Genomic DNA, 19,154 nt, shown 5'->3' on the forward strand with positions numbered 1-19,154 from the left:
ATGCGCCCCAGTCGCTGCGATACAACGACCGGGGCACGAGGATCAGTTGTTGTAGAGGTCCAGATCACCGAAGTGTTTCTGCTGGATCTGCGCGTAGATGCCCTTGTCGTGCAGGGCCTTGATGGCGGCGTTGAGCATGCCTTTGAGTTCTTCGTTGTCCTTGCGCACACCAATGGCGATTTCCGACGGCACCAACGGGTCGCTGATGCCTTCGCTGTTTTGGAAGTCCGCCCCTTGTGGCGAGGTCAGGAAACTCATCTGCGCTTGCAGCTTGTCCTGGATCGACGCATCGAGACGGCCAAATACCAGGTCGGCATAGACCTGATCCTGATTCTGATAGGCCCGCAGCTTCACCCCGCCCGGCCCCAGTTTGGCCTTGGCGTAGGTTTCCTGAATCGTGCCCTGCATGTAACCGATGGTTTTTCCGCGCAGCGATTCGGCGGTAGGCAGCAGTCCGGAGTCTTTGCGGGTGACGATGGCGGTCGGTCCTGCGTACAGGAGATCGGTAAAGTCGATCTGTTTTTTGCGCGCGTCGGTAACGGTCATCGAAGATTCGATGGCATCGAACTTACCGGCCTTGAGCCCCGGAATCAGCCCGTCGAAATCATTGCTGACCCACACGCAGGTCAGCTTCAGCTCGGCACATATCGCATTGCCCAGGTCCACGCCGAAGCCCTGAACCCCGCCATCGGCCGTGGTGGATTCAAAGGGTGGGTAGCTTGGGTTGACGCCAAATCGCAGCTCCTTCCACTCCTTGGCACTGGCGCCCGTGGTGCAGCAAAGCAACGCGAGTGCCGGCAAAGTCAGCCATTTGATGTTCATTTTCTAGAGTCCCGGATTATTTGGATTTATAGCGATCCGGCGCTTGCGTCGGACCACACTTTTTTGACAGGGGCAGAGAGTCGATGCGGTCTTCACCGCAGCCGTTTTTGTTGTTGTTTTCGACTGGAAGGTGCCAGTCGTCGGAGTTGCACTCCATCTCGGACAGCGATCAACAAGCGCTTGAAATGGACCGTCAGAATGCCAATTGCCGGGAGGGTGCTGGTGTCGTAACCCCACGTTCAAACAGCGTGCCTGTGCTGAACGAAGGGCTTTCACAGCCGATTCTGTCGTCCGCTGTGTCCCCACATAAAAGGGAGCGCCACAAGACATGTGCTTGTCTTTGAGGCCTTCTTTACCTGCATGACGATGCTTCGTGAAGTACATCGCGCTTGAGTCGTGAGAGCGAGATGCGAGTGGTCACTGTCACCCGGCCGATTCCGCTGTGCGCTCTGTGTTTTTCGACTTCTCTCGCTGTGTCCAGGGTCAGTATTGGCCGAAATCTTCTCTCCATTGCCTCGACAATAGGTCCGTTGCAAACACATGGACCGCCTCCTGAGTCTCAGCCGCCGAAGCGATAGGCAGTCCAGACCGGCACACCATAAAACGCCCAAAGGAACCCAATATGACCCGTTACATTGACGTCAATGATCTGAGCCGTCTCGTCCAGGAAAAAGGCTTGCCTCGTTGCCTGATCGAAATGGCCGAGTACATCCGTCAAGACTACGTACGCTGGCCGGATTTCGAAAAGTGCGCGCGCCTGGCGAACCACTCACCCGAGGGCGTCATCGAGCTTATGCCGGTGTCTGATGCCTCGCTCTATGCCTTCAAGTATGTCAACGGGCATCCGAAGAACACGCACAATGGCATGCTGACGGTCATGGCGTTTGGTGCGCTGGGAGACGTCGATACCGGCAAGCCTGTTTTGCTGAGTGAAATGACGCTGACTACCGCCATTCGCACCGCTGCCACTTCTGCACTCGCCGCCCGTTACCTCGCCCGACCGGACAGTCGCCGAATGGCACTTATTGGCAACGGCTCACAGAGCGAATTCCAGGCCCTGGCATTTCATACATTGCTCGGCATTACTGAAATCAGTCTCTACGACATCGATCCTGCCGCGACGGCGAAGCTGGTAGCCAACCTGCGGGCCTACCCCGCCATACAGGTGACCGTTGCCAAAACCGTCGCGGAAGCCGTACGTGGGGCCGATATCGTGACCACGGTCACGGCCGACAAGGCCTACGCAACGATTCTAACCCCTGAGATGATCGAGCCCGGGATGCACCTCAACGCAGTGGGCGGCGACTGCCCCGGCAAGACCGAACTGCACCGAGACATCGTGGAGCGTGCGCGAGTCATGGTTGAGTACGAACCACAAAGCCGCATTGAAGGCGAAATTCAGCAGATGCCCGCCGACTCACCGGTGATCGAATTCTGGAAAGTCATCAATGGTCAGACCCAAGGTCGCCAGCATGCCGAGGAAGTCACCTTGTTCGACTCGGTCGGCTTCGCCATCGAAGACTACTCCGCCTTGCGCTATGTGCTGGATGTTGCAAGAACGCTCAACATTGGCAGCGACATCCAACTGGTGCCGGAGCTGCAAGATCCCAAGAACCTGTTCTCGTTGCTGCAGCCTTCAGCAGCTGACGATGTAAGGCTTCGGGCCTGACTCCACTCGACTCTCCAAAGCGTTCACCTGGCGGCCCCTTCGGCTGCCAGGCGGAACCCTATACAAGGTCTCGGTCTTTTAAGCTTTTTTTCAGCGCCATCCGCTGCGCGAGCCACCCGGTCCACTGCGGACTCGCTACCTGAGCGGTCGTCAACAAACCGTTATTTCCCCGAAACATTTCATAACCGCTAATCAGTTTGATCTGTTTTTTGACGCTTCCCCGATATGCGGTCACAACTTTTGCGCTCCGTTGGGTCATAACACGGTAGCTGCCGATGGAATATTGGCATCTGCCGAGGTTTTCGCCTGATACGGAGATAAACTCATGATTTTTAATGTACAAAATTTTGGCGCCAAGGGAGATGGCATCACTGACGATACGGCGGCGATACAAAATGCAATTGACGCGGCGGCCGCTGCAGGCGGGGGGCAGGTGTACATGCCGACCGGAACTTACATCGTTTCGGGAGGTGAGGAACCCTCCGACGGCTGCCTGATGCTCAAGAGCAACGTCTACCTGTACGGCGACGGCATGGGCGCAACCACCGTCAAGGTGGCTGACGGCTCCGACACCAAGATCACCGGAGTCATCCGCTCCGCCTATGGCGAGCAAACCCACGACTTTGGCGTCAGCAACCTCACCATCGACGGCAACCGTGACAACACCACGGGCAAGATCGACGGTTGGTTCAACGGCTACATTCCAGGCGAAGCGGGCTACGACTCCAACGTCACCCTCGACAGCGTCGAGATCAAGGATTGCTCCGGGTACGGTTTCGACCCCCACGAGCAGACCGTGAACATGGTCATCAGCAACAGCGTGTCCCACGGCAACGGCCTGGACGGTTTCGTTGCCGACTTCCTCAGCGACAGCACCTTCGAAAACAACGTCGCCTACGACAACGACCGGCACGGTTTCAACATCGTTACCAGCACCCACGACTTCACACTCACCAATAACGTTGCCTACAACAACGGCGGCACTGGCATCGTGGTGCAGCGCGGCAGCGAGGATATCCCCTCCCCCAGCAACATCACCATCACCGGTGGCGAGGTGTACGGCAACGGCGCCGAAGGGGTGCTGATCAAACTGTCCAGCGAGGTGACCGTCAGTGGCGTCGACATCCACGACAACGCCAGCGCCGGGGTCCGCATCTACGGCAGCAACCACGTCAAGATCATCGACAACACGCTCAACAACAATTCCCTGGGCAGCCCCGTACCGGAGATCATCATCCAGTCCTACGACGACACCCTGGGCGTATCCGGCAAGTACTTCAACGGCAGCGATAACACCATCCAGGGCAACCTCATCACCGGCAGCAACCTGTCGACCTATGGCGTTGCAGAGCGCAATGAAGACGGCACTGATCGCAACGCCATCATCGGCAACACCATCAGCCACACCAGCAACGGTGCCACGCTGGTCTATGGCGACGGCAGCTACGTCAGCGCCACGGTGCCGATGACCACCGTGCAAGGTACGGCTGGCAATGACACCCTGCTGGGCAGCGCCGCCAGCGAGATTTTCTACGGTGTTGCCGGCAACGACACCCTCAATGGCGGGGCCGGTGGCGACATTCTGGTGGGTGGAGCAGGCATCGACAAACTCACCGGCGGTACCGGCGCCGATACGTTCCGTTTCGCCGCTCAGTCCGACAGTTACCGCAACGCGACCACAAGCTTTGATGACACCATCACCGACTTCGACGTCACCCAGGACAAGATCGACCTCGCCGGCCTCGGCTTCACAGGCCTGGGCAATGGCCGTGGTGGCACCCTGCAGGTCAGCTACAGCGCCAGCAGCGACCGCACCTACATCAAGGACTACGACGCCGACGCCAGTGGCAATCGTTTCGAGCTGATCCTCTCGGGCAACCTGACCAGCACCCTGACGGCCAATAACTTCATCTTTAATCGGGTGATCACCGGCACCAGCGGCAGCGACTCGCTGTTGGGCAGCGATTCGGCCGACACCCTGCTCGGTCTGGCGGGCAACGACAGCCTCAGTGGCGGCGCGGGCGACGACAAACTCGACGGCGGCGCCGGCATGGACACCCTCACCGGCGGTGCCGGGGCGGACACGTTCGTGTTTTCCAGTCGCCTGGACAGTTACCGTAACTACAACACCGGCGGTGCCAACCTTGGTGACCTGATCACCGATTTCGATGTCACCGCCGACAAGATCGACCTCTCGGCCATGGGTTTCACCGGCCTGGGGGATGGCAAGAACAACACCGTGTACGTGGTGCTCAACAGTGCCGGCACCAAGACTTACATCAAGTCCCTGACCGCCGACGCCAATGGCAACCGCTTCGAAGTGGCACTGGACGGCAACTACCTCAACAAGCTGACCAACGCCAATTTCATCTTCGCCACATCGTCACCGACCAACCAGGCGCCGGTGCTGACCACGCCGCTGCTGGATCAGAACGCCACCGAAAACACCGTGTTCAGCTACGTGGTGCCGGCCACCAGCTTCACCGATCCGGACAATGACAGCCTCAGCTACACCGCCACCCTGGCCGATGGCAGCGCCCTGCCCGCGTGGCTGAGCTTCAATGCCAGCAACCTGACCTTCACCGGCACGCCGACCAGCACCGCGTCCGGTAATTACAACGTGCTGGTCAGAGCCACGGACCCGGCCGGTGCATCGGTCAGCGATAGCTTCGCCCTGGCGGTGGCCGATGCGCCCGCCAACACCGTCACCGGCACCAACAATGCCGAAACCCTCAACGGCACGGCGGGTGCCGACCTGATCCTTGGCCTCGGTGGCAACGACACGATCAAGGCCGGCACTGGCGCCGACACCGTCGACGGCGGCGCCGGACGCGACTCACTGTACGGCGGCGACGGTGCCGACACCTTCCGCTACACCAACGTGCTCGACAGCTACCGCGACTACGACAGCGGCGGTGTCACGGCCACCGACACGATTTATGACTTCACCGCCGGCGTCGACAAGATCGATGTTTCGGGCCTGGGCTTTCTCGGCCTCGGCGATGGCAGCAATGGCACGTTGTACATCACCCTCAACGCGGCCGGCGACAAGACCTACATCAAGTCCGCCGAAACGGATGCCGATGGCAATCGTTTTGAAATCGCGCTCTTCGGCAACTACCTCAACACCCTGACCGCCAGCGACTTCGTGTTCGGCGAGAGCACCCGGCAGGACATCCTCTATCTGCCCACCCTCGGCCAATCCAATGCGCGCCTGCTGCGCATGACGGAGGACGACGGTCAGTCCGGCACCTCGATGCTGGTCAACGACCTGGACCGCTACTCCCCCTATGACGTGCGTAGCCAGTTCACCGATGCCGATGGCAACGGTATCGACATCGCGGTGGGCGGCAGCACGGTCACCGGCCTGTCGACGCTGAGCGCCGGGGAACTCGAGTTGTGCTGGTGGCTGACCGACACCAACCAGCCCGGGGCCGCGTTGTTGCGCGCCGTGACGCTGCTGCGGGGTCAGCTCAGCGAACTGCAATCGATCAGTAACGTCACCATGGGCATCATTTGGGGCCAGGGCGAGGAAGCAGCCCAGGAGATCGCCAGAGCCACGGACAAAGCAGCGGCAGCAGCGGCGTACAAGGCCGCGACCCTGAAGGTGTTTGATTACCTGCATGCCCAGTTCGGCAACTTCAGCGTGTACATGATGGAAACCGGTCACTACGAACAGGACGCAGCGCGTGCCCGTGGTTATTCGGAGGAGAAAATTGCCTCCATCGTCGAGGGGGGTGGTTATGTACGCGCAGCCCAGGAAGCCATCGCCGCCGAGCGCGCCGACGTCAAGCTGGCGGTGGACTACACCGACCTCCCCTTGCGCCACGAAGTCGATCCGCTGGCGTATCCCGACGACGTCTGGCACCTGCACGAGGAGTCGGCGGAGATCGTCGGCCAGCGCCTGGCCGACTACATTGCCAATGACCTTGGCTTCCAGGGCAACCCCAACGACAACAACAGCGTGCAGGACATTTTCGACAACGCCCGGAACATGATTTCCGGTACCGACCAGGCGGATACCCTGGCGGGCAGCTCGGGCAACGACACGCTGGATGGCGGCCTGGGCGCCGACACCATGACCGGTGGCAATGGCAACGACGTCTATGTGGTCGATAACGCGTTCGATCGCGTGGTGGAAACCAGCACCTCGACCTCACAGATCGATACGGTGCAGACCTCGGTCAGTTGGACCCTGGGCGCCAATCTCGAGAACCTGGTGCTCACCGGCGTGTCGGACATCAACGGCACCGGCAATGAGCGGCACAATTTCATCACCGGCAATGCCGCCAATAACGTACTCGACGGTGCCGCAGGGGCCGACAGCATGAGCGGCGGCGATGGCAACGACACCTATCATGTCGACAACGCCGATGACACCGTGATCGAGACCAACAGCAGTGCGGCGCCTGGAGGAGTCGACAGTGTGCACAGCAGCCTGGCGGCCTTTACCCTCAGCAATAACGTTGAACATCTGTATGTCGATAGCACTGGCGCCGCCAATGGCACGGGCAACGCGCTGGACAACACGCTGTTCGCCGGAGCCGGCAACAACGTGCTGGACGGACGCGATGGCAATGACACGGTGTCTTTTGAGCGCGCCCTGTCCGGCGTTACCGTAAACCTCTCGACGTCAGCGCAACAAAACACCACGGGTTCCGGGCTCGATACCTTGAAATTCTGCGAAAACCTGACGGGAAGCGCCTACGCCGACAGTCTCTCGGGCAACAGCGCCGCGAACGTTCTGAACGGTGGTGCGGGCAACGATTCGCTGGTGGGTGGTTCGGGCGATGACCGGCTGATCGGCGGTACAGGCACCGACAACCTCATCGGTGGCACTGGCGCGGATACCTTCGCGTTCAGTGCGCTGTCGGACATGGGCGTCGGGGCTTTGCGCGATGTGATCAACGGTTTCAAGAGCACCGAGGGCGATCTTCTGGATTTCACCGGCCTGGACGCCAACCCGCTGACCACCGCTGTCGACACCTTCACCTTCATCGGCAGCAATGCCTTTGACCCTGCCAACGCCACCGGTCAACTGCGCTTTGCCAATGGCATTCTCCAGGGCAGTGTCAACGCCGACGCCACCCCCGAGTTCGAAATCCAACTGGTGGGCGTCCAGGAGCTGCACGCCAGCGATTTCACAGCCTTGGGTTAAGCCCACACCCTGCGGGAGCGGGTTCGCCCTGATGCCGGTCAGACAAGGGTGATACTGAACCTGCAGGCGTAAACGATCAGATGCGCTAGTGCGCACTCATGCAGTCAATGAACACGCGCAACTTGGGCGAGGCATAACGGCTGGCTGGCCACAGCATCCAGAGGACGACCTGGCGGTCAATGTAATCGTCCAGCACAGTGACCAGCTGACCGCTTTCCAGTGTCGACATGGTATTTAGAGAGTCTTTAAATCTGTTGGCTATGTCGGCAAGGAACAACTGTTCTTTTGCGACAAGCGAAAACAACTAGCCTGATTCGATGGAGGAGTATTTTCAACTTTCATCAGGGCGCACCTATGAACACATCCACCATGGCAACGGATTATCTGGTCATCGGCGCGGGGGCAACAGCCATGGCCTTCGTCGATACATTGCTCGATCAGTCGGATGCGAGTGTGCTGATGGTGGATCGACACGCTCAACCTGGTGGACACTGGAACGATGCCTACTCGTTCGTCCGCTTGCACCAGCCGTCAGCCTTCTATGGCGTTAACTCCTGCGAGTTGGGCTCCGGCCAGAAGGACGAATCCGAATGGGGCGGTGGCTTGTATGAATTGGCCTCAGGCGCCGAGATTGTCAGTTACTTCGATCAGCTTATGCATCATCGATTCTTGCCGTCAGGTCGGGTGCGATATTTTCCGATGCACAACTACGAAGGTGATCGCACCGATAGTCATTGCATCACTTCCCTGCTCACCGGCGAACGTAATGCTGTCCAGGTCCGAAGGAAGCTGGTGGATGCGACTATTGCACAGGCAGCCGTTCCTTCGACCCATCCTCCGCATTACCGGATAGAGCCCGGTATACGGTGCGTACCGCTCAACGACTTGCCAAAGATCGGACAGCCTTACTTGCGTTACGTGGTGGTGGGGGGAGGAAAGACCGGCATCGATGCCTGTCTGTGGCTGCTGCAGAATGGCGTGGCACCAGGCAGGATTCAATGGATCGTTCCAAACGCCCCCTGGCTGTTGGATCGCGCCAACTTTCAACCCGGCCAGGAGAATGTTGTACGAACGATCGGTAGCCTCGCGAACCAGTTCGAAGCAATAGGTGCGGCAGATTCGATCCCGGACCTGTTCCTCAGGCTCGAAAGTGTCGGCGAACTGCTGCGCATCGATCAAGCCGTCGAACCCACCGCCTTCCGTGCTGCGACCATTTCACAGGCTGAGTTGCGTGCGCTACGGCGCATAACCAATGTAGTGCGCCTGGGGCGGGTGTGCGCGATAGAAGCCAGCCGTATCTCCCTCGAAAGGGGCAGCATCGCTGGAGATCCCGACGCCCTTTACATCGACTGCAGCGCAAGCGCTGTCCCGATTATTCCTGAGGGAAGCGTGAAAGCGTTTGATGGCAATCGCATCAACCTGGTGACAGTCAGCAGTTATCAGATTCTGTTCAGCGCCGCAGTCATCGCATACGTGGAAAGCCACCTCGACGATCAGATGCAGATGAATCAACTATGTGGGTTTGTCCCGCTGCCACGCTCACCGGTGGACTGGGTCAGGATGTGGGCCGCTTATCTGGGCAATCAGCGGCAATGGAAGAGCCACGCGGGGTTGTCCAACTGGCTTGCGCAGTGCCATCTGCACCTTTTGCCGACAGTGCTGAGAAGCCTGCAGGAGGGGGATCCTGAAAAGCTTGCCGTGTTGAACCGATTTACTGAAGCCAGGAAAAAGGCCCTGGAAAACATGCCCAGGCTCCTGCAGGCCGTAGCAGGTTTGGCGCAAGAGTCCTGAGCGACTGGAGTCAACCAGTACACCTGCCGCCTTTTTCGTGAGCATGGGCGGATCAGTGGCCATCCTGGTCGTGCGCTGGCGCGCTTTCTCGACCTCAAACGCCTTGCACAGCCAGACAAGCGCATGAACCGGACTTTTTCGTCTAACGTCATTGGATGCGTTTGCATGATCCACTTCCTCTGAAAATGGAGTTCGACGATGAAAACAATCGCTTCCTGGTTGACGATTTCGCTTTTTGGTCTGTTGCTTGGCGGCTGTGCCGCGGTGGGAGCCGGGAGCGGAGGCGCTGGCGAGATGGAGATCCGCTCGGGGAAAATCGAGCAGATCACACAGACCCAGATGCAGACCAATCACGATAGCGGCGTCGGTGCCATCTTGGGCGGTATTGGCGGTCTCGGCCTGGGTAGCCTGATCGGCCAGGGTACCGGCCGGGATGTGGCGATGGTCGCCGGTGCCCTCGCGGGGGCGGCAGGCGGCAACTACGTCGAAAAGAAAAAATATGATCAGCCTGTGGACGCACAGCAGATCATCGTTCGCACCCAGAGCGGCGTACTGGTTTCGGTAACGCAGCCGATCAACCCGACGCTGAGAAAAGGCATGAACGTGTACGTCGAGGGTGCCGGAAACGAAGCGCGAGTGGTACCACAAAGCTAGGACGGCTACCGGGCGTTGCGCAGCGGACAAATGAGCCGTCGTCACTTGCTGCGCAACATCCTCATGGCGAGCGAGTTGGGTTGACACTCAATGACTCATGCACGACCTCAGGCCAATTGCTGGCAACCCATGGATCTATACCTCTTGCGCACTTAAACTTTGAGTCTATCGCCCTCCTCGCCGATTGTTGAACGGGTTTCATGACTGAGCAAGCCAAGTACCATCACGTGTCCGAAGTACCAGGCCTGGTGCTGGGGTCCGCACGTTTTGCGGATGTCGGCTTCGATCGCCATTACCACCTCGATTTCCACATTGGTTTTGTCACCGAAGGCATCCAGCGTCATCGAGCGAAAGGCGAGTCGTTTCTTTTGGGGCCGGGAAGTGTTGCCCTGATGCCGCCGGGTGAAATCCACGACGGTGTATCCGAAGACGGCGGCGCTTATACGCTCAAGACATTCCGTCTATCCCAGGCGCTGGTCGCGAGCCTGGCCGAGGAGATCAGCGGTCAACCGAAAGAGCTTGAATTGGCCGGTGTGTTGCTCGAAGACACGGGGCTTGCCGGCAACCTGCGCGGTTTGCACGAAGCGATGCAGCAGGCCGTTGGCCCCGGCAGCCTCGCGGTGCAGACGCAATGGTTCACCCTCCTTGAACAGCTGTTGAGCCAGTCACGGGCAATCAAGCCCGAAACGATTACCGGCTCGCTATCACCCCTGCAATGGTCTCGCGTCAGGGACTATTGTTTCAGCCACATCGATGAGCGAATCACCCTCGATGATCTCGCCGGACTATGTGGGCTGGGGCGTTTCCCGTTTCTCAAGCAGTTCAAGCGGACCATCGGCATGACGCCCCACGCATGGCTGCTTCGCCTGCGTCTCGAACGGGCGTGTGGCCTGCTGTCTGGCAGCGCGCAACCGATCATCGATGTCGCCCACGCCGTCGGCTTCTACGATCAAAGCCATTTCAACCGCGCCTTTCGGCAGGCATTCGGCGTCGCGCCATCGCGCTACAGGACTTAGGCCGTCGACCATCGGCGAGCGTCAATTTTTTACAAGCGCAACAACCGTCCCCCTCCATAGGATGCGCCAATCCGGGCGAAACACCTTCGCCTGCGCAGCCGAGAACTGGATGATGAACGGTGAAACAAGCAGACCGCCCGCGCTGGGTTTTTCAAGTGACAACATCGCCGGTGCATCGCCGGAGGTGGCACAAGCCCTCGTCAAACACAGTTCGGGCCAGGCGGGTCCCTATGGCACCGACGAGTTGACGGCACAGCTCAAGCGCAAGTTCTGCGAGATCTTCGAGCGCGACTTGGAGGTCTTTCTCGTGCCCACCGGCACCGCCGCCAACGCCCTGTGCCTGAGTGCGATGACACCACCCTGGGGCAACATCTACTGCCACCCGGCCAGCCATATCAACAACGATGAATGCGGCGCGCCCGAGTTCTTTTCCAACGGCGCGAAGCTGATGACCGTCGACGGCCCGGCGGCCAAGCTGGATATCGTCCGATTGCGCGAGCGCACTCGCGAAAAAGTCGGCGACGTACACACAACCCAGCCCGCCTGCGTCAGCATCACTCAGGCCACTGAGGTCGGCAGCATCTACACCCTGGATGAAATCGCAGCCATTGGTGACGTCTGCAAGTCCTCTTCCCTGGGATTGCATATGGATGGATCGCGCTTTGCCAACGCCCTGGTGTCGCTTGGCTGCTCCCCGGCCGAGATGACGTGGAAGGCCGGCGTGGATGCCCTGTCGTTCGGTGCCACCAAGAACGGCGTGCTGGCGGCGGAAGCCATCGTCCTGTTCAACACCTCCCTTGCCACCGAGATGAATTACCGCCGCAAGCGTGCAGGCCATCTCTCTTCCAAGATGCGTTTTCTGTCGGCGCAGATCGATGCGTACCTGACAGACGACCTCTGGCTGCGCAATGCGCGCAAGGCCAACGCTGCCGCCCAGCGCCTGGCGCAAGGGCTTGATGGCCTGGGTGGCGTCGAGGTGCTCGGCGGTACCGAGGCGAATATCCTGTTCTGCCGGCTGGACTCGGCAATGATCGATGCGCTGCTGAAGGCCGGCTTCGGGTTCTACCATGACCGCTGGGGACCGAATGTCGTTCGCTTTGTCACCTCGTTCGCGACCACCGCCGAGGATGTCGATCACCTGTTGAACCAGGTAAGGCGAGCTGCTGACCAGCCACAAGAACGTTAGTTGATCGCAAGTGGCGGCTGTGCTCGCTCTGGTTTCAATGAGCAGCCGCCAAAGCGGAGTTTACGCCTTCGATGTCATTTACCGCCCGGGCCCGGCTTCGATGTGGTTGAATTGACTGCTTCGCTCAACAATGCTCAGCACAGGAGACATCCGCTTGAGCCTGGAAGCAGAATGCATCTCGAGCCGCCCGCGATGAAAATCGGCGTCATCTCCGACACCCACGGTTTGCTCCGCCCCGAAGCCATTGCCGCCCTGCAAGGCTGTGATCGCATCCTTCACGCGGGTGACATCGGTAGCGAGGCGATCCTCGACCAATTGGCCGCGATCGCGCCGGTGGATGCGGTGCGGGGCAACACTGACCTGGACGCATCCTGGGCGCGGGGGTTGCCCGATTGTCTGCACCTGGAGTTCAACGGCTGGACGGTGCTGCTGGTGCATGACATCGCCGACGTGGCGGCCGATCTTGATAGCCGCATCAAGCTGGTGATCACCGGTCATTCGCACAAACCGTGCATCGACTGGCGCGGTGAACGGCTATTCCTGAATCCCGGCAGTGCCGGGCGCCGACGCTTCAAGTTGCCTGTCACCCTGGCGTTGCTTGAAGTGGTTGACCAGTCAATCGAACCGCGACTGGTATCGCTGCTCGACTGAGTCGCCCTCAACCGTTCGATTCACGACTCGCCGGCAACCACCCTCACTCTGTGGCAGTCGGACGGTCCGAGTTTTTGGCCGCTCGAGGAGCGAACTTCAATCGGCATCAGGGACTGGCCGTACTCATTGTCCAACAGCACTGAACGCGTCTCGTCCCCCGTGAACAGAAACCGTTCGCCCCACTGCCTCATACTGACCACCACAGGAAAGATCTCACGCCCTTTCTCCGTCAGGACGTATTCCTTGTAGGCACTTCCATCCGACGCCGGTTGAACGTCGAATACACCGACCTCAACCAACGTCTTCAGGCGCGATGCCAGAATGTTCCTGGCCACCCCCAGGCTTTTTTGAAATTCGCTGAATCGGCGAATGTCGTCAAACGCGTCGCGAATGATCATGAATGACCACCGATCCCCGATAGCTTCCAGTGTTCGTGCTACCGGGCATTCGCTGCTTGGCGATGAAGGGTCTACGACCATCGTGTTTACCTTTTTGGATAACGACTGCCAAGTCCGTCGACCGGTCTTGAGCAATGTGGTTGCAATATGAAACCTGATTCGACAACAATGAATCCAGTTGCTAATTGAAACCAGTTTAGCGCCACGGAGGCTCACGTGAAAGCAGATACCGATTCAGCCACCCATCCTTTCCTCGCGCAGGCTTCGGGGCTGTCTGCGCAACTCACGTTTCTATTTTCTGTCACCTGCGCGCTTGCCGTCGCCAACGTCTACTTCGCACAACCTTTACTCGATTCAATGGCCCGCAGCCTTGATGTTGCCCCATCAATGGTCGGGTTTGTGGTGACGGCGACTCAAGTCGGTTACGCGCTGGGGTTGCTGTTCATCGTCCCTCTGGGCGACTTGTTAAACCGAAAAGGGCAGATTCTGACGCAAATGCTGCTGTCTGCGATTGCGCTGGCGGGAGTCGGCGCCGCACAGCAATGGCTGACCCTGTTGGGGGCCATGATCGCCGTGGGTTTGCTGGCCGTGATGGTTCAAGTGCTGGTGGCCTGCACCGCCGCGCTGGCAACGCCGTCACAACGTGGCCAGGCCGTGGGAACCGTCACCAGTGGCATTGTCCTGGGCATTCTTCTGGCGCGCTTCACCTCCGGGCTGATCGCCGATCTGGCGGGCTGGCGCGCCGTGTATTTCGTTTCCTCGGGATTGATGCTGACCCTCGCAGCGGTGTTCTGGAAAGTGTTGCCTGCGGCAGTGACGCCACGCAGTCGATACACCTATCCGACACTCATCCGCTCGCTCTTCACGCTGTTCATGACCGAACCGGTGTTGCGCATCAGGGGCCTGCTGGCCTTGTTGATCTTCGCCGCTTTTTCCGTGCTTTGGACATCCATGGTGCTGCCGTTGAGCGCCCCACCACTGTCGCTTTCGCACACGGTCATCGGCCTGTTTGGCCTGGCGGGCGTCGCCGGCGCCCTTGCGGCCAGAAGATCCGGGCGCTGGGCCGACCAGGGTTTGGGGCAACGCGTCACCGGCATTTCGCTGGCGATCCTGACGCTGTCCTGGCTGCCCATCGCCTTTGCACAGTCGTCACTGATCGCGCTGGTTTGTGGAGTGGTCTTGCTCGACTTCGCTGTGCAGGCCGTACACGTCACCAACCAGAGCCTGATTTTCGCGGCACGGCCCGACGCCCATAGCCGCATGGTCGGCGCCTACATGTGCTTTTACTCGGTGGGCAGCGCGCTGGGTGCCGCCGCCGCGACGCAGGTTTATGCGCTATGGGGGTGGGTTGCCGTCAGCTTGCTGGGCGCTTCGATCAGTGTGACGGCCCTGGTGCTGTGGTTGTTCACCTTCCAACTGTCAACGGGTCCCAAAGCCGACCATGCGCCTGAGTCAAGCATTGACCTGCAACTCATGCAGAAGAAACCCCAGTGAATCCGGGGCTGCGCAATGACTTTTTGCCGAGCGTTGTTCATCCCACGACATAGCATCATCGGTGCAGAAATCTCCAACACACTCCATGCTCAACTCGCCATCGAGAAGTCCAAGCGGAATCCAGTAGTAAGGCGTTTCGCGAAGAACATTAGGCACGGTCGAGCCACATCGTGAGCAAAAGTCATTTCTGTACCCGCTGGGTTTGCGCCACCCCGTGATCGTCCCTTGCCCTTCCTCCCACCGGAAGTCGCGAGCGTTGACCAGCGTGGCAAGATTATGGCCAACCCCGGTTTGCTTGCGGCACAGGGTGCAATGGCAGCGATAGAAAAATCGGGGTTCAACCGCCAGGGAAAAACGTACCGCCCCGCAAAGACATTGCCCTGATGCCATGAGTATCTCCCTTGAAAAATGCTTCATCCGTATTTGCCGGTTAGTGGGTTGGTACTGGAAAAGGGGGCTGTCCTTTTACTGGCCCCTTATTGCCATGTCGGCTTGGCAATCGTCGTTGCCGACGCAGGCCATGCCGACAGTATCCGGGTTCCCTATGGGGTGCAGCAACCGGCCCAGACAAAGTAACGCCACTCTATCGAGTGGCGTTCTTGTATTGCTGTCTATGGATGGGCCCAGCCATCAGGCAATGTTGGCTTGAGGTGGCGCATCAACAAAAAACTGTCGATACCACTTTCTCAATTCGAACAGTTGTCCGTCCGCCTGACACAACAGCGGAGACTCGCGATAAACCTTGTTCTCCCAGATTTCGACGTCCTCGTAGAACGCCTTATGGGCAAACCCGGCGTATTCCTCGGCAATGGCGTCAATATCCTCAATCGCACGATCATGGCGCAGCTTCAATCCGTAGCAAAGGTCCAGACTCTCGTGATCGACCGGCGTATGGAAGTTAACCTGGCGGCTTTCGTGGGTACCCTGCATTTCAACGTGCATCACGCCGGGTCCAAAGTAGGTGGCCATCGTCTCCAGTTGACTGCCTAGTGTGGGGTGATGGCCAATCAAGGAGATCTGCCGCGCGATGTGCTTGTCGTACTCAACGGTGATCTTGTCGATGGGCGACTGGTGAACGATGGCGAAGTGCGGAGTATCTACCAGGTTTTCTATGATTTCCTTACCCTGGGTCTTGATCCTCCAGCGCTTGAAGTACCAACGTGTCCAGCCCTCCTCCCCGCTCATTTCGGCTGACCGTGGAACCTCCCACTCGGGCTCGCCACCTTCAGGATCGAACCAGAGGTGAATCATCTGGTTGAGCTCGCGTACATGATGCCATTTCAGAGCGCCTTCCCTTGCCTTGGGTGGAATACGCTCCGAGTAGGGTATGGAAGTGCACTTTCCCTCCTGATCGAACTGCCACCCGTGGAAGGGACAGCGAATGGTATTTCCTACGCAACTGCCGCCTCCAAGGTGGGCTCCAAGGTGAGGGCAATGCGCATCGAGTATCGCTACTTCCTCGTTCTCACCCCGAAAAGCCACGTAATCTCGATTGAAGTACTTGAACGATTTTATTTCCCCTGCGGCAAGCTCACTTGAAAAGAGCACGCCAAACCATCCTTTGGGAAAACGTTCTGAAAAAAAGTCTTTTTTCACGGTTGTATCTCCAGGCTTTTATTGTTTTTTTTGCGCATCACCCTATGCGTCAGAACCAGACAGCACCCCCTCCCTTTGGCTCACTGCCTGGCCATCGAGCCCGACACCATGAACATCCAAAAGCCATTGCGCCGTATCCTCTCTTTCGCGAGAAACAAACACTCTTTTCTCGACGGACTTGTGAGGTACTTGCTCGCGGTCCAGATAAAACTGGTCATACCATTCGCGCAACTGATATACCGGCCCGTCACCGCCGCAGAGAATTGGATTGTCCACGCGTTTTTTGTTATCCCAGATACGTAGATCCTGAAAGAAAGTTTCCTGCCCGTTGGCAATGTATTCAGCAATGAGCTTTTGATTCTCCGAAAAAGACAAGCATTCCAGCGCCCTCACTTTCATCCCGAAGTGCATCATGAAGCGATCATGATTAATGGGGACGTTACCGATCATCATGATGCATTCGAGCTTATAACCCCACATCTCGGCTTCCATGTCCGCTATTACATAGGATGGCCCATAATAATAGGCAATACTACGGAGTGAGTCGCCCGTACCAATCAACTGATTTCCGCCCGTCAGCATCTGGCAGTATGTATGTCCTTGCGAAACATTAAGGTAGCTACTAACGGGTGAGCCGTGGACAGGTTCAAAGTGATACACGTCGGCAAGGTTGTCGATCAGTTCCCGGCAGTTGGTATTCGCGGGCTTGCTGATAACGGCCCAGTCCGACCAGCCATCTTCAATACAACATCTGTGTGCCGGAATTTTCTGTTCAACAATCGGTCCCTGACCTTCGTGATCGTGCCAGATAAACAGAAGCTCGTTTTCGACCATGCTTTCCCACTGCCGAATTCTCGCTTTAGGCGGGATTTTTTCGCAGTAAGGAATCTTTTCGCAGTAACCGCCATCACCCCACTGCCATGAGTGAAAGGGACATTCCAAGGTATTTCCCTTGACGGTTCCGTTTGCCAGATTCGCCCCCATATGCGGGCAGTAAGCATCGAAAACCCGAATCTGTCCGTCCTCACCACGGAACGCCACCAGTTCTGTCCCAAAGGCCTCAAGAGAAGTTATTTCGCCCCGCTTGATATTTCTTTCGAGCCCAAAACAATGCCAGCCACGTGCATACCGATCGGGCAACTTCGAGATTATCCGTGCAAAATCAACCATCTTCCTTCCCCTATTGAAGTTCACATCCAAGGCCAGCTGCTACACAGATGAATATGAAGAAAACTAGTAGTGCGAGAACTCGGTGTAAAGGATCAAATTTGCACGCAACAGTGCATTCTCGCACTCCGCAGCCAAGTTGCTTTAATACAGGTATACGCCGCGCGCGCCATGAGGCCACTTTGAGTTACGGGTTTTTCCAGATGGTTGATCGCTGCACTCATATGTGCTTTTATGCACAGCCTTGCCACCCCTTCAACTTGATATTGATCAGGTACAAGTAAAAACCGTATTTGAGGGGGGATGATCGGGTTGCACGATCCAACACTATTAGAACAAAAAGGAGCATCGAGAATGCTGGACTGGGACGATCTACGTTATTTCCTCGCCGCCGTTGAAGCTGGCTCCTATTTGGGAGGCGCAAAAGCTTTGGGGGTTAATCGAACAACCGTAGGTCGTCGTGTCGAAGCACTGGAAAAACGCATCGGCAGTCCACTCTTCAAACAATCGGCATCCGGTTATCATCCGACTGAAGTAGGCATTAAAGTCTTGAAGTGTGCTAAGCAACTCGAAAAACATGTCACGCAGTTGTCAACGACACTCGTCAAGCATCAAGGCGCACTGGAAGGGCATGTTCGTGTTGCCGTCGCAGCAGAACTAGGCAGCGACTTGCTCCCCGAAATCATGCGCTTTCAACAGACCCATGCCGAAGTCACCGTTGAAGTCTCGAGCGTGCGTGACCCGGGAATCGCTCTGACCCAACGTAAAGCTGACATTGCCCTGGGCGTTTTGAGGGCAAGGCCTGAGTATTTGACAGGGCTTTGCCTGGGTAGATTGTCACTCGCGGTTTATGGCGCCGCGAGCCCCCCTCGGCCCAGTGTGGACCCGGAGCACTCAACCTGGGTTGGGTGGTCTGAAGACATGAACGGCTGCATGCTGGCAAGCTGGATGACCCGTAATCTCAAGGAGGACGCCCGGACCGGTAGCTGGGTAGACTCCTGGGCTGCGCTCAAGGCGGCGACTCAAGCGGGTCAAAGTGTCGCGCTTATGTGGCAAGCATTTGCCGAATCTGACCCAGGGCTTGTTCAACTTCCGGGATTCATGACGGGGACAGGGCAAGGATCGGATCTCTGGCTTCTATCACTCGAAGCGATTCCGCTTGATGCCTGCAAGAAAGAGATGTTCGATGTTCTGTTCTCCAGCCTCAGGCACAAACTCTGCGGTGGGCCAGGATTCACAGCAGCTCCCCACTAGCCCCCCTGCATTTCAATGACGTTGAACCTATCAGTCGTCGTTGTCATCGCGATCACGGTAGCGACGGTGATCGCGATCATAGTCACTGCGATCATAGTCACTGCGATCATAGTCACGACGATCATAGTCACGGTCATAACCTCGATCATCGTCCCCCTCTCTGCTCGTAACCACGTCGATGGTCATGATCGTGATATCGCCCGTACCGCTCTCCGTCATCCCAGTGCGGGCCGCACCCTCCCAACAAGACGGCGCTGGAAATGGCCACGATCAAGATTACTGCGCGATTCATATGAAC

Annotated in this window: 15 protein-coding genes and 1 pseudogene; 9 read left to right on the forward strand and 7 right to left on the reverse strand. The window is 58.1% G+C overall.

The window, feature by feature from the left end:
• Positions 1–42: 42 nt before the first annotated feature.
• Positions 43–822 (reverse strand): transporter substrate-binding domain-containing protein, encoded by a 780-nt coding sequence (locus KW840_RS14420; protein WP_218495844.1) that lies wholly within the window; start codon positions 820–822, stop codon positions 43–45.
• A 622-nt stretch (positions 823–1,444) separates the two neighbouring features.
• Here KW840_RS14420 and KW840_RS14425 point away from each other — a divergent pair.
• The gene (locus tag KW840_RS14425; protein WP_218495846.1) at positions 1,445–2,491 is read left to right on the forward strand and encodes an ornithine cyclodeaminase; all 1,047 of its coding nucleotides are present in this window, start codon (positions 1,445–1,447) and stop codon (positions 2,489–2,491) included.
• A 325-nt stretch (positions 2,492–2,816) separates the two neighbouring features.
• Positions 2,817–7,649 carry a M10 family metallopeptidase C-terminal domain-containing protein gene (locus tag KW840_RS14430; RefSeq protein WP_218495849.1) on the forward strand — a complete coding sequence of 1,611 codons (4,833 nt, stop codon included), beginning with the start codon at positions 2,817–2,819 and terminating at the stop codon, positions 7,647–7,649.
• 85 nt (positions 7,650–7,734) lie between these two features.
• On the opposite strand, the gene KW840_RS14435 is transcribed toward KW840_RS14430, so the two are convergent.
• Positions 7,735–7,878, reverse strand: a complete 144-nt coding sequence (locus KW840_RS14435) for a hypothetical protein (protein ID WP_371318465.1) — start codon at positions 7,876–7,878, stop codon at positions 7,735–7,737.
• 125 nt (positions 7,879–8,003) lie between these two features.
• Between KW840_RS14435 and KW840_RS14440 the strand changes: the two genes are divergently transcribed.
• The 5 genes from KW840_RS14440 (at position 8,004) to KW840_RS14460 (ending at position 12,947) form a co-directional block, all read left to right on the forward strand.
• Positions 8,004–9,440 carry an FAD/NAD(P)-binding protein gene (locus KW840_RS14440; protein ID WP_218495851.1) on the forward strand — a complete coding sequence of 479 codons (1,437 nt, stop codon included), beginning with the start codon at positions 8,004–8,006 and terminating at the stop codon, positions 9,438–9,440.
• A 198-nt stretch (positions 9,441–9,638) separates the two neighbouring features.
• Positions 9,639–10,094 carry a glycine zipper 2TM domain-containing protein gene (locus KW840_RS14445; protein ID WP_150813167.1) on the forward strand — a complete coding sequence of 152 codons (456 nt, stop codon included), beginning with the start codon at positions 9,639–9,641 and terminating at the stop codon, positions 10,092–10,094.
• Between the two features lie 200 nt (positions 10,095–10,294).
• Positions 10,295–11,110 carry an AraC family transcriptional regulator gene (locus tag KW840_RS14450; RefSeq protein WP_218495854.1) on the forward strand — a complete coding sequence of 272 codons (816 nt, stop codon included), beginning with the start codon at positions 10,295–10,297 and terminating at the stop codon, positions 11,108–11,110.
• A gap of 109 nt (positions 11,111–11,219) precedes the next feature.
• On the forward strand, positions 11,220–12,296 hold the full coding sequence (locus KW840_RS14455) for a low specificity L-threonine aldolase (protein ID WP_256353327.1): 1,077 nt from the start codon (positions 11,220–11,222) through the stop codon (positions 12,294–12,296).
• Positions 12,297–12,488: 192 nt separating this feature from the next.
• Positions 12,489–12,947 carry a metallophosphoesterase family protein gene (locus KW840_RS14460; RefSeq protein ID WP_218496077.1) on the forward strand — a complete coding sequence of 153 codons (459 nt, stop codon included), beginning with the start codon at positions 12,489–12,491 and terminating at the stop codon, positions 12,945–12,947.
• Positions 12,948–12,967: 20 nt separating this feature from the next.
• Here the strand turns inward: KW840_RS14460 and KW840_RS14465 are convergent, their stop codons facing one another.
• Positions 12,968–13,426: a helix-turn-helix domain-containing protein gene (locus KW840_RS14465; protein ID WP_218495856.1), complete on the reverse strand. Its 459-nt coding sequence runs from the start codon at positions 13,424–13,426 to the stop codon at positions 12,968–12,970.
• A gap of 135 nt (positions 13,427–13,561) precedes the next feature.
• On the opposite strand from KW840_RS14465, the gene KW840_RS14470 reads away from it, so the two are divergent.
• Entirely contained in the window at positions 13,562–14,839 is a 1,278-nt protein-coding gene (locus KW840_RS14470; RefSeq protein WP_371318466.1) for an MFS transporter, read from the forward strand.
• Here KW840_RS14470 and KW840_RS14475 read toward each other — a convergent pair.
• The 3 genes from KW840_RS14475 to KW840_RS14485 all read right to left on the reverse strand — a co-directional run bounded on the left by KW840_RS14475 (position 14,798) and on the right by KW840_RS14485 (position 17,605).
• On the reverse strand, positions 14,798–15,229 hold the full coding sequence (locus KW840_RS14475; RefSeq protein WP_218495859.1) for a GFA family protein: 432 nt from the start codon (positions 15,227–15,229) through the stop codon (positions 14,798–14,800). The two genes, KW840_RS14470 and KW840_RS14475, sit on opposite strands and share 42 nt — an antisense overlap.
• Before the next feature lie 240 nt (positions 15,230–15,469).
• Positions 15,470–16,435: a Rieske 2Fe-2S domain-containing protein gene (locus KW840_RS29010; protein WP_218495863.1), complete on the reverse strand. Its 966-nt coding sequence runs from the start codon at positions 16,433–16,435 to the stop codon at positions 15,470–15,472.
• Positions 16,436–16,477: 42 nt separating this feature from the next.
• Complete coding sequence (locus tag KW840_RS14485; protein WP_218495867.1) at positions 16,478–17,605, reverse strand: Rieske 2Fe-2S domain-containing protein; 1,128 nt, start codon at positions 17,603–17,605, stop codon at positions 16,478–16,480.
• Between the two features lie 351 nt (positions 17,606–17,956).
• Here KW840_RS14485 and KW840_RS14490 point away from each other — a divergent pair, with 351 nt between their 5' ends.
• Positions 17,957–18,856 carry a LysR family transcriptional regulator gene (locus KW840_RS14490; protein WP_218495870.1) on the forward strand — a complete coding sequence of 300 codons (900 nt, stop codon included), beginning with the start codon at positions 17,957–17,959 and terminating at the stop codon, positions 18,854–18,856.
• Between the two features lie 30 nt (positions 18,857–18,886).
• On the opposite strand, the pseudogene KW840_RS28500 reads toward KW840_RS14490, so the two are convergent.
• Positions 18,887–19,148 (reverse strand): annotated as a pseudogene (locus KW840_RS28500) (hypothetical protein).
• Positions 19,149–19,154 lie beyond the last annotated feature (6 nt).

The organism is Pseudomonas sp. PDM30 (assembly GCF_019218985.1).
Taxonomy (GTDB): domain Bacteria; phylum Pseudomonadota; class Gammaproteobacteria; order Pseudomonadales; family Pseudomonadaceae; genus Aquipseudomonas; species Aquipseudomonas jessenii.

Bases quoted from the DNA above. Each gene is read 5' to 3' on its own strand.
- KW840_RS14420 (WP_218495844.1), bottom strand. From the start codon at position 822: ATGAACATCAAATGGCTGACTTTGCCGGCACTCGCGTTGCTTTGCTGC.
- KW840_RS14425 (WP_218495846.1), top strand. From the start codon at position 1,445: ATGACCCGTTACATTGACGTCAATGATCTGAGCCGTCTCGTCCAGGAA.
- KW840_RS14430 (WP_218495849.1), top strand. From the start codon at position 2,817: ATGATTTTTAATGTACAAAATTTTGGCGCCAAGGGAGATGGCATCACT.
- KW840_RS14435 (WP_371318465.1), bottom strand. From the start codon at position 7,878: ATGTCGACACTGGAAAGCGGTCAGCTGGTCACTGTGCTGGACGATTAC.
- KW840_RS14440 (WP_218495851.1), top strand. From the start codon at position 8,004: ATGAACACATCCACCATGGCAACGGATTATCTGGTCATCGGCGCGGGG.
- KW840_RS14445 (WP_150813167.1), top strand. From the start codon at position 9,639: ATGAAAACAATCGCTTCCTGGTTGACGATTTCGCTTTTTGGTCTGTTG.
- KW840_RS14450 (WP_218495854.1), top strand. From the start codon at position 10,295: ATGACTGAGCAAGCCAAGTACCATCACGTGTCCGAAGTACCAGGCCTG.
- KW840_RS14455 (WP_256353327.1), top strand. From the start codon at position 11,220: ATGATGAACGGTGAAACAAGCAGACCGCCCGCGCTGGGTTTTTCAAGT.
- KW840_RS14460 (WP_218496077.1), top strand. From the start codon at position 12,489: ATGAAAATCGGCGTCATCTCCGACACCCACGGTTTGCTCCGCCCCGAA.
- KW840_RS14465 (WP_218495856.1), bottom strand. From the start codon at position 13,426: ATGGTCGTAGACCCTTCATCGCCAAGCAGCGAATGCCCGGTAGCACGA.
- KW840_RS14475 (WP_218495859.1), bottom strand. From the start codon at position 15,229: ATGGCATCAGGGCAATGTCTTTGCGGGGCGGTACGTTTTTCCCTGGCG.
- KW840_RS14485 (WP_218495867.1), bottom strand. From the start codon at position 17,605: ATGGTTGATTTTGCACGGATAATCTCGAAGTTGCCCGATCGGTATGCA.
- KW840_RS14490 (WP_218495870.1), top strand. From the start codon at position 17,957: ATGCTGGACTGGGACGATCTACGTTATTTCCTCGCCGCCGTTGAAGCT.